13 protein-coding genes are annotated in these 14,423 nt (G+C 46.3%); 2 read left to right on the plus strand and 11 right to left on the minus strand.

All coding sequences use genetic code 11. The features are described from left to right. Positions 1–462: 462 nt before the first annotated feature. The 8 genes from J2Z28_RS23410 to J2Z28_RS23445 form a co-directional block, all read right to left on the minus strand. Positions 463–1,800, minus strand: coding sequence for an FAD-dependent oxidoreductase (locus J2Z28_RS23410; protein WP_211084548.1), 1,338 nt, complete (start codon positions 1,798–1,800; stop codon positions 463–465). A 59-nt stretch (positions 1,801–1,859) separates the two neighbouring features. Further along, positions 1,860–2,714 carry a carbohydrate ABC transporter permease gene (locus J2Z28_RS23415; protein WP_211084488.1) on the minus strand — a complete coding sequence of 285 codons (855 nt, stop codon included), beginning with the start codon at positions 2,712–2,714 and terminating at the stop codon, positions 1,860–1,862. Then, positions 2,698–3,612, minus strand: coding sequence for a carbohydrate ABC transporter permease (locus J2Z28_RS23420; protein WP_211084489.1), 915 nt, complete (start codon positions 3,610–3,612; stop codon positions 2,698–2,700). Before J2Z28_RS23420 ends, J2Z28_RS23415 begins: the two co-directional genes overlap by 17 nt. Positions 3,613–3,852: 240 nt before the next feature. Next, positions 3,853–4,563: a beta/alpha barrel domain-containing protein gene (locus J2Z28_RS23425; protein WP_211084490.1), complete on the minus strand. Its 711-nt coding sequence runs from the start codon at positions 4,561–4,563 to the stop codon at positions 3,853–3,855. A 30-nt stretch (positions 4,564–4,593) separates the two neighbouring features. Next, on the minus strand, positions 4,594–5,889 hold the full coding sequence (locus J2Z28_RS23430; RefSeq protein WP_211084491.1) for an ABC transporter substrate-binding protein: 1,296 nt from the start codon (positions 5,887–5,889) through the stop codon (positions 4,594–4,596). 103 nt (positions 5,890–5,992) lie between these two features. Then, entirely contained in the window at positions 5,993–6,760 is a 768-nt protein-coding gene (locus J2Z28_RS23435) for a response regulator transcription factor (RefSeq protein WP_211084492.1), read from the minus strand. Positions 6,761–6,765: 5 nt separating this feature from the next. Beyond that, a complete protein-coding gene (locus J2Z28_RS23440) occupies positions 6,766–8,589 on the minus strand; it encodes a sensor histidine kinase (protein WP_211084493.1) in 1,824 nt (607 codons plus the stop codon). Positions 8,590–8,831: 242 nt separating this feature from the next. Next, on the minus strand, positions 8,832–9,020 hold the full coding sequence (locus J2Z28_RS23445) for an aspartyl-phosphate phosphatase Spo0E family protein (protein ID WP_223868875.1): 189 nt from the start codon (positions 9,018–9,020) through the stop codon (positions 8,832–8,834). A gap of 586 nt (positions 9,021–9,606) precedes the next feature. Here J2Z28_RS23445 and J2Z28_RS31340 point away from each other — a divergent pair. After that, positions 9,607–9,723: a putative holin-like toxin gene (locus tag J2Z28_RS31340; protein ID WP_222592206.1), complete on the plus strand. Its 117-nt coding sequence runs from the start codon at positions 9,607–9,609 to the stop codon at positions 9,721–9,723. 427 nt (positions 9,724–10,150) lie between these two features. Here the strand turns inward: J2Z28_RS31340 and J2Z28_RS23450 are convergent, their stop codons facing one another. Both J2Z28_RS23450 and J2Z28_RS23455 read right to left on the minus strand, forming a co-directional pair. After that, the gene (locus J2Z28_RS23450; RefSeq protein WP_211084494.1) at positions 10,151–10,540 is read right to left on the minus strand and encodes a helix-turn-helix domain-containing protein; all 390 of its coding nucleotides are present in this window, start codon (positions 10,538–10,540) and stop codon (positions 10,151–10,153) included. A 251-nt stretch (positions 10,541–10,791) separates the two neighbouring features. Next, entirely contained in the window at positions 10,792–12,045 is a 1,254-nt protein-coding gene (locus J2Z28_RS23455) for a transcriptional regulator (protein WP_211084495.1), read from the minus strand. A gap of 405 nt (positions 12,046–12,450) precedes the next feature. Here J2Z28_RS23455 and J2Z28_RS23460 point away from each other — a divergent pair, with 405 nt between their 5' ends. Then, positions 12,451–13,575, plus strand: a complete 1,125-nt coding sequence (locus J2Z28_RS23460) for an LLM class flavin-dependent oxidoreductase (protein WP_211084496.1) — start codon at positions 12,451–12,453, stop codon at positions 13,573–13,575. 103 nt (positions 13,576–13,678) lie between these two features. Here the strand turns inward: J2Z28_RS23460 and J2Z28_RS23465 are convergent, their stop codons facing one another. Then, positions 13,679–14,257 carry a TetR/AcrR family transcriptional regulator gene (locus J2Z28_RS23465; protein ID WP_211084497.1) on the minus strand — a complete coding sequence of 193 codons (579 nt, stop codon included), beginning with the start codon at positions 14,255–14,257 and terminating at the stop codon, positions 13,679–13,681. Positions 14,258–14,423: the final 166 nt, after the last annotated feature.

Genomic DNA, 14,423 nt, shown 5'->3' on the forward strand with positions numbered 1-14,423 from the left:
TATGAAGGAGCATGACGGAACCGAGACCTCGTGATTGATTAGATGCGAAGGACTAGATATGAAGGATAGAACCAATGGATTAAAAGAATGAGAGCGCCCCAAAGACTCTAAACCCACCTAGCAGTGTGATTTGGAGTCTTTGGGGCTACAGTTATGCTCATCAATTCACGAGCTTCCCACCAATTTGTAACGAACTGAGGGAAGCTTATTTAGCCTTTTTCGGAGCAATTCCTAATCTAACGAATCGTAGACGCCCTATTCTTCCGATTCACCTTACTTTCACCCCCTATTACAGGGTTTTGAGTAAAATAGCTTCACTGAGATTCGTTACATTTTCCATTTCAGCTTATAGCCCCGTATTAGACGTCTCAGGTTCGTTAAAATTTACACCACCGCGAATTAAATAAACACCCACTCCCACTATTAACGATTCGCCCAATTCGTCCACAATCAACTCATCTGCTAGATCGCCGCTCCGTTGTGACGTAATTCCGCCTGTAACAGCTCGATCGGCAGTTCCACCGGGTCCAGCTTCATCTTCACTGTGAGTGCAGCCGCTATTCCCGCGGCCTCCCCGGTAGCCATACAGCTTGGAGTCAACCTTGTCGTTGCATGCGCCTCATGTGTGGTGGAGATGCAGCGTCCTGCCGCCAGCAGATTGCGGATATTGCGAGAGATCAGACAGCGATACGGAATATCATATGCCCCGTCTCCCTCTATAAAGGCAGCCACAACGCCTTGACCCGAAGGGTCATGAATATCAATCGGGTAACCGCTTCTAGCGATCACATCGTCGAACTTTCGTCCTGCAACCACATCAGCCTTGGTCAACGCATAATGCCCAATGATTCGTCTGGATTCACGGATACCAATCTGCGGTGCTACTGCCGAGATCGAAGCCCGTTCGAATCCAGGCACATCACGCTGCAAAAACTCAGCGATCATCAGCACCTGCTTCCGCCCTTCCTGTTCCGCAGAGGTCAGATCCTCGGCATCCGTCGCATCAAGTCCCTGCACCCGCGTACAATTAATCAGCACTTCATCCTCTGCCGGTCCGGTAAAAAATAACACCTGGTCGCGATTAATCGGCACACCTGCTTTTTTCCACTGGGAGTAGAAGCCACTCACCCCGGTTAACGGAATGCTGTCCAGTTCAGCAAAGGGAGTTTTCACATAGAAATCCTCCGGGTGCTCCAGCATGTATTGTTTCACTCGTCCAAGATCGACACCACGCATGCGGAATTTCATGGTCATCGGCTGTGACTGATGGTCGCCGTCTCGTCCCTTTGCCACAGAAGCACCCGCTAGATAAGCCAGATCCGCATCGCCGCTTGCATCCACGAATACGTTCGCCTGGAACTCCTTTCTTCCAGACTTGTTGGTCACTCGCACCGCTTTCACCATATCATCTACAACGAACACCTCGTCCACAAAGCTGTGCAATAACAGCCGGACGCCAGCCTCCTGCAACATCTCTGCTGCAACCACTTGAAAGATGGCTGGATGGTACGGCGTGACTGTATGCACAAATCCAACCGTATCACGCAGATGTCCCGGGGAGCCGCCACGTGCCTGCAAACGTTCAACGATCTCCTGCGCAATGCCTTTAATAACCTGCTCCCCACGCTCCGTATGGAAAGTCATCCAGGGATAGACCATAGCGGCAGTTGACATCCCGCCTACGAATCCATATCGCTCCACCAGCACTGTTCGTATACCCTGCCGTCCAGCCGCAATGGCTGCCGCTATACCCGCAGGGCCCCCTCCCACAATAACGACATCTGCTTCTTCCTTTTTCATACTCTTCTGTTCACGCAAATGTTGTCCCTCCCTCCGTTCTATTGCACGTATTACACGGCTTACTCTTTCAGTCCCGTCATGGCAACCCCCTCAATGAAGCGCCGTTGTGCCAGGAAAAAAACAATTAACAGTGGCAAGGTTGCCATGACGGTGGCGCTCATCAGATATTGCCAAGCTGTACCCACTTCATCTGTAAATAGAGATAATCCAAGCGGAAGCGTCATTAGATCACGCGAGTTAATGAAGATCAACGGATCAAAAAACTCATTCCAGATGGTCACAAACGTAAAGATCGTCAGCGTAGCCATACCCGGCTTGGCAATGGGCAGCATAATTCGCGCATATATCCGGAATCGGTTGCAACCGTCAATCATCGCCGCTTCCTCTAGTTCCGTTGGCACCGTAATGAAGAACTGCCGCATCACAAAGATGCCAAATACACCGCCCGCGCCAAATATCGGTAATAATATCAGCGGAAGATGGGTATCAATCCACCCCAGTTGTCGCATGAACAGAAACATCGGAATCGCCGTCACCTCATGGGGAATCATCATCGCACTTAGCAGGATGAGAAATACCACATTACGTCCCTTAAACGGAATTTTGGCGAATGCGTACCCAGCGAGGGAAGCAAAAAATACTGTTCCCAGCACAACCAACGCAGAAATGTAGATACTGTTCCAATAAAAACGGTGAAACGGAATCAATTGAAAGACATCGATATAGTTCTGAAATCGGAATGTTTCCGGTATCCACTGCGGTGGATAGGTGAATATGCTCTGGGGTTCCTTGAATGATGTCGATATCATCCAGATAAATGGCACAATCATAATGAGGGAAATCAGAGTCAGCAACAAATACGTCCCCAGAGTACTTCCTATCTTCCGCCCCGAAGGACTAGGCATCGCCTTCATTGAATACCCACCTCTTTCGGAGCTGCCATTGCAGCAGCGTCAGAATTAGCACGATAAAGAACAGCACATATGCGAGAGCAGAAGCGTAGCCAAACTGAAATAATTTGAACGCTTTTTCCCAGATATAATAAACCAATACTTTTGTGCTGTTGCTCGGCCCGCCCTGTGTCATCACATAGATCTGCCCGAATACTTTGAGTGAACCAATCACAGTCATGACTACGGTCAAAAACACGGTTGGCGTGATCATGGGCAGCGTGACGTGAAAGAAGGTTCCCCTTTTGCCCGCCCCGTCTAATGTTGCCGCTTCGTACAGCGAACGCGGTACCTGCTGAATGGCTGCTATGAACAGCACCATGTTCAGACCGACATTTTTCAGCACACTTGTCACGATAATCGCTGGCATTGCCAGATCCTGATTGTAAAGCCAAGCCGGACCCTTGATGCCCAGCATCAACAGAAGCTGATTAATCAATCCAGACTCTGTCGCATACATCAGCTTCCACACGATGGCCCATACGATCAACGAGGTCATGACCGGAACAAAGATCGCTGTTCGGAAAATTCCGATGCCCCGCAGATTTCTGGACAGCAACAACGCGAGCAACAGGGCGAGCACAATATTAAGCGGCACCAGCCCCGCTGTGAAATAAACTGTATTGGCGAGCACTTTCCAGAACATCGCGTCTGTCATAATATTCCGGTAATTCTCCAATCCAATAAAATGATGATCTCCCAGCAGCGGCCAATCGGTCAGGCTCATGTATAACGCGAGACCCATGGGAAATAACAGCAGCAGGGTAAACCCAAGGACCATCGGCGATACAAACAGCCAACCTGCGATCTGGGCCTCTCTGGCGAGCGGTCCCCCTCTTTTGCGCTTGTGTGAATGGTTCACAAATCAGGCCTCCCCCTTTTAAACAAATTTCCTCCGAAGCTGAACTCTGCGACGATTCTATATAAGGTGAACTATACATTTACACAAGAACGTAGAGGACAGAAAAAACCTGAAGAAGCGAAGTGGTCGCCTTTATCCCCGGATTTCCCCTTTATATATGGGATTCAAAAAAAATCTGGGGATAACAGCGATCGGAAGGTTGTTCTGGCATCGGAGTGGCAAGTGTAAATATTCTTTAGTTCAACTTATATAGTCCGAACGGTTCAGACTGTCCACCGCATTGCGGAACCCGTTCACAGCCCTTCGCAGCTGTTCCTCCGTATTGCCAGTCACGACCGCCCCAAGCATAATTGCTTTGACCCCGGTATCGCGCAGCACCCGAACATCCTCCGATACCAGCTTTCGCTGGGAAGGAACCAATACCGGTACCTGGGCTTGCAAGACCAGACGGCGATACTTGAGTACATCCGCGAAGCTTAGCGGTGTACCATATTCTTTTCCAGGTACAATGGATGCCTCCAGAGCGGTGAAGCCGAAGTGCGCTGCCGATGTTACGAGGGAAGCATCATAATCTTCATTGATCGCAAACGTTGGGTCCAGCCCCAAGTCATTCAACATGAAAGATGGCAAGTGATGTGCATAGATGGAATAGAAATCAAAACCCAGCCCGGAAAGCCCCTCCACATCCTCTCGCCTTGCTCCATCAATACTGCCAGAAGGTACGACCCCAAGCGGACCACCAAACTCACTGCGGATCGCCCGAAACACCTCGGCATACATGTCTAATGGACCAAAATGATTCCCGCTGGCGCGATGACCGACATTATAATGCACCTTCAGTGCATCAGCGCCCTCTTCCATAGCTGCCCGAGCCAAAGCAATATCATTCTCAGGCAGGCTGACCACCAGCGACAGCGGTTTCCGTTCAAGTAATTCTTTGAATTTGCCCATCGTTCTCACCTCCGGTTTCAATCAAATGATTTAGGGTTGCAACACACTTTGGATCTCTTCCTGCATTTGTTTCAGGTTATCCTCAGCTGTCGCTGTCTTTGCAAACAGTCGGTCAAATCCCTGCAATACCGCATTGTCGATATCCTGCCAACGGATATGACCAGGAATTAAGCGCGCTTTTGGCATTTCATCAATGACGGCCTGCACGATATGCTCTTTGCTTGGGTTATTCGGCTGAAGAATGAATGCATCTGAGTTCAGAACAGAGGTACGCGGAGGTACAAAGTAGGTGGCTGTGGCTTGAATCCCCTGTTCACTGGCAAAATACTTCAACAGCTTCTTCGTTTCCTCTGGATGTTTGCTGTCGTTGAACATGGCATATCCGGCCTGCCCCAGCATCGGCACACTGCCTTGAGAACCGGAAGGCATAGGAGCGATGCTCCATTCAAAATCCGTAATTTCTCTTGCTTTGGAAACATAGCTGTAATTATCAAAGAACATGCCCACATTACCTGCATCAAAGCTGACCTGTTCGCCCGCCTTCGGGTGTGATTCATCGGTGAACATCATGCGTTCCAGTAATTCAAAGGTCTGTACGCCGTAGGCATCGTTCCAGGTGAACGTTGTCATGCCTTCGTCGAATGGACCGCTCCCATTGGACCAGGAATAGGAGGAAAGCACCGCCCAGGTCTTCCAGTCGCGAAAAAAGTTGGCACCATAGACTCGGTTGGTCGCATCCTTGCTGGTCATGACTTTGGCGGACTCTTCGAACTGTTCCCATGTCCATTGTCCTTGGGTGGCAAGTGAGTTTGGATCAGTCAGGCCGGCTTGGTCGAACAGCGTTTTATTGTAAAACATGACCACCGGAGGTGTAGAAAAAGGTAGTCCCAGCAGTTCATCCCCATCACGGAACAAATCCAATGTACTTGGAATATAATCATCCAGCTTAAACTGTGCATCATCCTTGAACTCGGATACATCGGCCAGGATGTGGTTGGACTTGAATTGTGGCACCATTCGCTCCGATACCCAGGCGAGATCGGGAAGAGAGCCTCCGGCGGCAAGCACCGAAATTTTTTGCTGGTATTCTGCGAAAGGTACGGATTCCATCGTTACTTTGATGCCTGGATTTTCCTTTGTGAAGTCATCGATCAACTTGTTGTATACATCCATATGCGCCTGATTGCCCCACATCATGAACTTCAGCTCGACCTCTCCATTCTCTCCGCTTGCACTCCCAGATTCACTGTTAGAATTGGAGCTTGCGCACGCGATTGAAGCCATCATCATGAATATAAAAACCAGTATCAGTCCTGCTTTTTTCATGGAAATCCCCCTTATGGACGTCGTGGTATACATGTGCAACCAAAGTATAACGAAAGCATCGTTCTCTCATAAATCACGTCAACTACAGAAATGGTATGGTTTTTCAAGAGATACTGAATCGGTCTCGATATTCTCCTGCGGTCCATCCCACCTGCTGCTTGAACACCAGCATGAAGTGTTTGGGGCTCTGATGCCCGGATAACCGTGCCACATCATAGACTTTGAGACCAGTGTTAATCAGCAACCACTTGGCCCGCTCCATACGTGCCTCAGTGATGTATTCGGAATAATTGATGCCTATTTCGTTCTTGAACAACTGGCTTAAATAAGTGGGGTTCAAGTTAACAAGATCCGCCATCGTCTGAAGTCGCAGATCTCCATCGGGATGTTGCTTGATGTGCTCCTTCACATCTCGGATAATCTTCCGTGTATCTCCACCAGCGTGTTCTGTTTTGCCAGATGGCTCAGGGGTAGAAAGGGTTGAAATACCGTATCTGCGATCCAGCAGCAATTGAATCTTTTGTATACATAATGCCAGTTCATAGCGATCGATTGGCTTCAACAGGTAGTTCAACACCCCGAACTCCATCGCTCTCCGTGCATATTCAAACTCGCCATAGCCGCTAATGATGAGCATTAGCAATTCAGGGTACATGTCTCTTGCTTTGCTTACCAAAGTTAATCCGTCCATTTCACGCATGCGGATATCCGTGATTAACACATCCGGTACCTCACATCTCAGAAAATCCAGCGCCTCGGTACCGCTCGACGCTTCGCCCGTTACCTGAAACTGAGAAGATACTTGTACGATCAGCTCCCTCAGTCCCTGACGGATGACCGTCTCATCCTCTACAAGCAATACTTTATACATGCGCTTCAATCCCCTTTCGGTAGAAGTTGAATGGATATCGTGACCACCAGTCCCTGCCCGGGACTTCCATCAATGCTTAGGCTGCCGCCTTCTCCATACATGAGGCGAAGCCTCTGAGCGATATTGTTAAGCCCCAGACTGTCCCCGGCATGGCAACGTAATGCCTCATTGGAAGGCTGTTTCGATATGGACTCATTTAACTCGTCAATCTTTGTCTGAGCCATACCCTTACCGTTGTCTCGCACGCTAATCAGCAGCTCCTGGTCGAATTTCAAAGCGGATACCCAGATTACTCCTCCATTTTCCTGCCCTTCAATGCCGTGGTAGACTGCATTCTCCACCAGCGGTTGCAGTACCAGCTTAGGAATCAAATACTCCGTTATTGCTTCTTCGATGTCATAGATAATCTCTAACTTGCCGTCGTAACGTACCTGTTGAATGCGTACATAGGATTGTACAAAAGCCAGTTCTTCCCCAAGTGGAACCATCCGGTCCACCTTATCAATCGTATAGCGCAGCAGCTTGCCAAGCGCCGTCACCATGTCCGATACCTCAGCATGCTTCTGACGAATGGCCATCATGTTAATGGACTCCAGCGTGTTGTATATAAAATGGGGATTCATCTGGCTTTGCAACGCTGACAACTCTGCCTCCCGCTCTTGAATGCCCAGCAGAAACACCTCATTGAACAGTCGATGAATCTCTTCCATCATTCGGTTAAAGCCCCGGCTCATCTGTCCAAATTCATCACTGCTGAAGTGTGCTACACGCTGGCTGAAATCTCCCTGCTCCACCCGAATCATGTGGTGCTTCAGTCGAATCAGCGGCCGGGTGATACGATAGGATAACAGGACCGCCAGAATCGCTATACCCGCCATACATAACACTGCGAACCATATTGTGAAGGTGAGCATCTCACCTGACTCCTTTTGAATCACAGCAATAGGTGTAAGACTGATCACCGAAAGTCCAGAATAACTGGAATGATGTTGTACATAGAGATAGGGCTGCTCATCCAGAACAACTCTTTGATTTCCTGCATAGCTTGGAATCTGTCCATGCATTAGCAACTGGTCGTACGCAGACATTCCTCCGGTCGAGGTCCGCTCGAACAGAAGACGCTGCTTGCTGTCTACAATCATCAGACTTGCATCTTGCTCATAATTCAGATTGGATAACAGTTGGCCGAAGGCCTCCAGACGGATGTCAATCAGAATGTAACCCAATCGCTGGAGCGTACCCGGATCACGCAGCACTCTGCCCACCGATATATACGATTCTTGCTGACCGCCCATGTAATAGCCGGGGTCATGCGGAGGAAGCAGGCGCCATGTCCCTTCCGAGTCTTCAAGCTCTGCAAACCAGTCATCCTGCCTGCTGTCCCATACCGGCTTGACCGCCAGCGAATCGAGATTGGAGAACAGAATGCCGCTGCTGCTGATCAGATGAATACCCCGAATCTCGGGTCGGTCATAAGCTTGACCAGATGTATAGAGCTTCATTTTCAGATAATCCTCAGACCTCGCCCATGTACCCGACCCCATTGAAGCATTGTATTTGCCCAGAATGCCAAGCACCATCTGATCGTAAAGCGGCAAGAGCGACAACCGCTCAAAGTCCTTCAGCAGCCGATTCAGATTGGCGTTAATCTGGCGAACCATATCAATGGTGAACTGCTCGGTCTTGCGATCCATCGTCTGCGAGAAATGCTTGTAGTTCATCACTCCCTGCAAACTTAGCGGCAGCAACGTCAGCGCCAAGAACAACAGGAGCAACTTGGTGCGCAGGTTTACATTTTTTCCGAAAAAAATGCGTACCTTGTCCATCATTTCCGTTCATCCCTCCCTCTCCCGATCATTGTATGAGCCCCCTTCACAGATCAATCTGGATATAACTGGGGTCATCATATCCAGTTTTAATGATCATCCGCTATCCTGCCAATCCTGGAATTGGTACGGAATTTCAAGTTATCCGCATAGGTTTCAGGGTGAACGCCAAAAAGCCGACTGTATCGCTACAGTCGACTACGCTATTTCTATAGAACACTAATTAGACAAAAAAACCGACTGCATTATGCAATCGGTTGTCTGTTCCTAAGATGGCTTTTATATTTGAATCGATTATATTCATTAATAAGCTCGTCCAGTACCATGGACTGTCGGAGGACTTGGTTGTCCTGCATGCCATGATTCTCCGCCAAACGACTCAACTCTTGCCTGTTCCGTTCGATTTTATCTGTGATCTGTACCGGTTCACTCACAGCATGCACCCCCTCTTTTTTAAATATTTTAGGATACATTGCCAAAAAATTAACATTATATTCCTTTGCAAGGTAAAATGATCGTTTACAAAGGTAGTTTCATAAAACTTAAATTAATTTATATCTCTCTACTTTACCTGCTTCAAAAAAGCTAAGTCAGGATTGATGCCATCTCCCGTTTGAATAAACGCCTCATATGATCCACTTAAAGGTTACTGATCTCAGCCGGACTCATTTCTTCATCTACATAGGGTTCATTGTTCAAGGCAATCTGGTTTGAGTGGTCAGAGTAGAGAAAAAAACGAAACAGATCCTTGGCCTTCAAGGTTAAAGGAACTAATAACCCCTGCAGTTGGTATATTGAACCAAGAAACGTATGGTCTATCAGGCCCACTTATTTTGAAATTATACTTATACTGATGGAGTAAACCCACTGTTGTCGATTGCAATCACTAGACATATAAATCAGATGTGTTCTGATCGCTGCAACGGTATCCACCATAATAGTAAGTATGGTATAATATTCCTATCAACAGAATGGCTAATATGGGTGGTCGGCTAGTCTCCTGCAAAGGAGGTGATGCCTGTGGCGATTGAAACGGTATTGACATTGATGATCAGTTTTGCGGGGTTCATTGTAACCTTGATTGGACTGATTGTAACTATTGTCATTGCCTTAAATAATCAAAACAAAAAGAAATAGACCGCCCCAGCTAAGGTAATGGTCTATTTCAGCTACCTATGCACAGCCACCGCCCTTAGAAGCGGCTGTTGTAAAGAGTAGGGATGTTCGCGCATCCTTGCTCTTTTTTTATTATCTCCAGTTTAGCACAGTTTGTTGCAGAAGTTAACTCTTTACTGGTAATTATTGTCGCTCATTTTTGGAGTAGAAGGGAAGGGGTATAAGCATGGTTGTTGCATAAAAGTTTGCTAAATCTTTAATTCCAGTTGTACTTCCTCATTTAATTTATCGATATAGGGTTCAAACTTTACTGCGGCATTCAGATTATTCAATTTATTCAGTGTTTTCTTAAGCAAGAAAATGCGGTACTGGCATAAGGCCAACCGCTCCGAGTATTGATATTTCTCACTGTCTGCCACACATTCATACAAAATAAGAGCTGCTTCTTTTAGTCCTTTAGAGCAAAAAATCTTTCAGCTACTTCAAATAACTGTTCAATATATGATCGATCGTCCGTTACATAAGTAATAACTTGTTGTATGCAATCCAGCTTACCAAGTTCAGCACACTCGTATAGGTAGGGTTCCAAACGTCTCCAGTGAGGCGCAAATTCAATGAAGGACTCTACCCCATAACTCTCATAAAAATACCCTTTCTCTAATCCCATAACAGAAGTAATCTGATTCAGTTGGTTCATAGACATTGGCCTGTTGCCTTTAAGAATGGCACTTAAAGTTCCAACATTAATTCCAGTAATATCGGAAAAATGCTGCGACTTGAGATTCTGCTCTCTCATATGTTTCTCAATAAGTACTCTTATTTTAGGTACCAATTCCACTATCACACCTCCGCCACATAAATCACTTATAATTCAATTACATATAATAAATGTTATTTTAATCCTGTATTTTACATCGGTCAATCTATAAAAACACAAAAAGGCTTACTTCCGCATTCGGAAATAAACCGCTATTAATTAGTGTAGTTTAAGTTTTTGTATCTTACAACATTCCATCACCATGTGCTAGCAGACTATAGATTTGATCTTGTACATTAATTAGTATAGTGGGAAAACTAACAATAATAGCACTAAACAAAAGTATAGCTATGATTTTTTTTGATTTCATAATAACTATAAGCCTCCTCCATTAGATTATAATAGATACCTTCTATTTCTTTAGATGCAAAAGACCTATACCTTTCAAAGAGAGCAACACATTGTATTATGTCATTAGAATTATTAATCTTGATGGCTGAACTCAAACAGGTGACAAGCTTGTGTATTCCTTCCATGTATCGTTCTCTTTTAAAATAATACATTGCCAACTCAAATAAGAGTTTTGAGTACAGATTGTTTTTCATTTGTTCATTGTATCCTTCTGATAAAGTTCTATCATTCAACATAGAATTAATGGAAATATCAAATTTAGAAATAACATAATCTATATCCAAGTCGTACTTATTTGCTGCTTCTATAATTTTAACAAGACCAGTAAGTGTCTCCTCTTCATTCTGCTCAATCCAAGCTATATATTCCGGGAGAACCTCTGTCTTTCCCATCATCAGTTTATACAATTGAGTATTAACCTCTGCCCATCTGTTGAACATATTGATATATATCATTTCTTCATCATCAGGATTGGGTATCTTAACCAAAGAAGCATAATTATTTGTATATTCCAGTGCATCGTTATACATCTCTCTCCACTCACATGCACTGCTTTTAAGCAAATTCGAATAAGCTCTGTATACAAATAAAGGGTACGCTGTAATCCTATTTTCTTTAATAACTTTTTTCTTAGTATACGATTGAATAATTTCCGCTTTATGTCCCAATTCATCTGCAAGCGCGAACAACTTGTCCCAATAGCGAAGTGCGGAGTACGTATTCCCCAAATCCTTAATCGCATCCAGTTGCCGTTCCTCATCCAGCCGATTAATATATGGCTCAAAGTGCACAGCGGCCCGTAGGTTATCATGTTGATTCTGACCTAGAGACAGCGTGAAGATGCGATACTGGCACAGAGCCAGACGTTCCGAATGTTGGTATTTCTCACACTCCGCCACACATTCGTACAACATCCGTGCAGCCTTCGTCTGTCCACGTTCAAGCATGCCTTCGGCCATCTCAAACAACTCCGAGATATACGAGCGATCATCCGTCACTTCCTGGATAACCTTATGAATACATTCCAGCTTGTCCAATTCAGCACAGCGTTGCAGGAATGGTTCCAGTCTCCTCCAATGAGGTGCCGATTCCACGAAACATTCAGCCCCATAAATCTCGTAGAAATACCCCTCTTCCAGCTTCATGCCTTGGGTAATCAGATCCAGTTGCGCCATAGCGATGGGCCGAGTCCCCTTAATAATTGCACTAAGCGTTCCCGCGTTAACTCCCGATATATCGGCAAAATACTGCAGGGTGTACCCCTGTTTCCTGATGTAGTCCTCAATATATGAGCGTATCGTAGTTGTAGGTTCCATGTATCCCACCTCCACAATGAAAATCCATAATTTTGAATTTATATGATAAGCACAATTTTAATCCTAAATTTTACAGCGGTCAATAAAAATCGTGGCAATTTCCTTCACATGTATGCAAGGAAGCCCGGCTGTTCCTGCTTATAGAAAAAATCCATTAGAAGAATCCGTGAGAACGTGATACATTTAATCCAACTTACATATCCTACTATTTCAATAGGATTATACGACACAGAAATTATCAATTCAGTTCGAGGAGAAGGTCAGATGAAATTTGCCTTGTTTAGTCTCATGATGAATCTGCCTAATGCCGTAACCGGGGAAGCTCTGACGACTCAGCAGAAATTCCACAATATATTAGAGCAAGCAAAGCTGGCTGAACGACTGGGATTCGATGCTTATGGAATCGGTGAACGACACGGTGCGCCTTTTCTATCTTCCTCGCCACCTGTCGTATTAACCGCAATAGCCGCAGCAACCACACGCATTCGGTTACTAACTACCGTCACTGTTCTTAGTATACTTGATCCAGTCCGGGTTGCCGAGGATTATGCCACGCTGGATCAATTATCGGGCGGACGGCTGGAGATGATCATCGGGAAAGGCAATGACCCTCGCCACTATCCGCTGTTTGGCATAAGCGAAGAGGAGCAATGGGACTCACTCGATGAACGCTACCATCTGCTAAAAAGGCTTTGGTCTGAAGAGAATGTAACCTGGCAGGGAACGTATCGCCCTCCTCTTGAGGGAGTGACCACGTGGCCCAGGCCGCTTCAGCAATCCATCCCTATCTGGCATGGTAGCGCGTCGAGCACGGTCTCGACGGAACTCGCTGCCAAATATGGCGAGCCGCTCTTCACGTCTAATTCTTTTCACCCGCAAGCCAAATACAAAGCGTTAATTGATCATTATCGGGAGCGCCTCGATTATTATGGTCATGATCCGCAGCAAGCAGTGATTGGCTCTGGTGCAGGCAGTCTCTATCTTGCGGATACGGGTGAAGAAGCCATTCGCCGTTATAAGCCATATTATGAAGCGTTCCATGCCACCGCCGCCGCACAGCATAACCAGTCGCCCTTCACCGATCTGGAGGATAACATTGCACGAGGTCCTGCGTTAATCGGCAGTCCGGAGCAGATCATTGAGAAAATTCTGGACTACCATGCCGCTTACGGACATCAGGTGCTGAGTATCAGCGTAGATGGACTGACCCATAGCGAGCAGTTGGAGCAAGTGGAGCGTTTTGCCAAGGAAGTTGCCCCTGTATTACGCCGCGAACTGCCCAGTTCGGTATGGAATGAACCCTCGGTGTTAACCCAGCACTCATCCTCCCTTTCCTCCAACGCTAAAGACTCATGGCCCTCAGCCATCTCACCTATATTCCAGGTCTAACAATCTCCCACGTACAATAATATACATGTGCTCCTTCCAGGGTGATTCCTACGAATCGCCCTCTTCCCTCTTCCTCCCACTTGTATCGCGACTATCCCTATATCTACTTGGACTGAATGCCTTCAAACAATGAACGGAGCATCATATCTACAAACGCATCCTCCATCGATTCCCCCGTCACTAACATACGATAGAACACCGGCCCATAGATCAGATCAATGTATAATCCAATGTCCGTCCCACTCTTTAATTCGCCGCGCTCCACACCCTTCTCCAGAATTCCCCGAGCTTCACGTCGACGTGGTTGGATGTATCTTGTACGGTATTCTTCGGCAAGCCCTTCATCCGACTGCCCTTCTCCAATAATCTGTGTAATCACCTTACCTTCACGACTGGTCAAAAAACGAACCAGATTACTCGCATGTATGCGTATATCCTCCAATACCGAGCCTGTATCCGGCACTGGTAATCTTGCCGTTGCAGCAGACATATATCCGTCCATGATCACAGCGCCTTTATTCGGCCACCATTTGTAGATAGTGGCTTTGCTCACCTGTGCACGTTCAGCAATCTTCTCGATTGTAACCGCCCCGAATCCGTGCTCCAACAACAACTCATACGATGCTGTAAGAATGGCATTCTGGGTTTCCATGTTACGTGGACGTCCTCTTTTGGCAGTCATCTTGAGCCCTCCTGGATGTATTAAATATATATAGTCATCAGTAATATTCATAAAAACGATACGTTCATTATACTAAACTGCCATGAGTACACACAATTCCTTCCTCCGCTCACCTTTTCATCCTCATAAATATTCTCATTAAATATATTGAGCCTATTTACAATAC

The sequence above is a fragment of the Paenibacillus xylanexedens genome, from assembly GCF_017874615.1.
Lineage (GTDB): Bacteria > Bacillota > Bacilli > Paenibacillales > Paenibacillaceae > Paenibacillus > Paenibacillus xylanexedens.

What these genes read in the sequence shown, in the direction of transcription:
- J2Z28_RS23430 (WP_211084491.1), bottom strand. Translation starts at nt 5,889, where the DNA reads ATGAAAAAAGCAGGACTGATACTGGTTTTTATATTCATGATGATGGCT.
- J2Z28_RS23415 (WP_211084488.1), bottom strand. Translation starts at nt 2,714, where the DNA reads ATGAAGGCGATGCCTAGTCCTTCGGGGCGGAAGATAGGAAGTACTCTG.
- J2Z28_RS23410 (WP_211084548.1), bottom strand. Translation starts at nt 1,800, where the DNA reads ATGAAAAAGGAAGAAGCAGATGTCGTTATTGTGGGAGGGGGCCCTGCG.
- J2Z28_RS23465 (WP_211084497.1), bottom strand. Translation starts at nt 14,257, where the DNA reads ATGACTGCCAAAAGAGGACGTCCACGTAACATGGAAACCCAGAATGCC.
- J2Z28_RS23425 (WP_211084490.1), bottom strand. Translation starts at nt 4,563, where the DNA reads ATGGGCAAATTCAAAGAATTACTTGAACGGAAACCGCTGTCGCTGGTG.
- J2Z28_RS23440 (WP_211084493.1), bottom strand. Translation starts at nt 8,589, where the DNA reads ATGATGGACAAGGTACGCATTTTTTTCGGAAAAAATGTAAACCTGCGC.
- J2Z28_RS23435 (WP_211084492.1), bottom strand. Translation starts at nt 6,760, where the DNA reads ATGTATAAAGTATTGCTTGTAGAGGATGAGACGGTCATCCGTCAGGGA.
- J2Z28_RS23455 (WP_211084495.1), bottom strand. Translation starts at nt 12,045, where the DNA reads ATGGCGCAACTGGATCTGATTACCCAAGGCATGAAGCTGGAAGAGGGG.
- J2Z28_RS23460 (WP_211084496.1), top strand. Translation starts at nt 12,451, where the DNA reads ATGAAATTTGCCTTGTTTAGTCTCATGATGAATCTGCCTAATGCCGTA.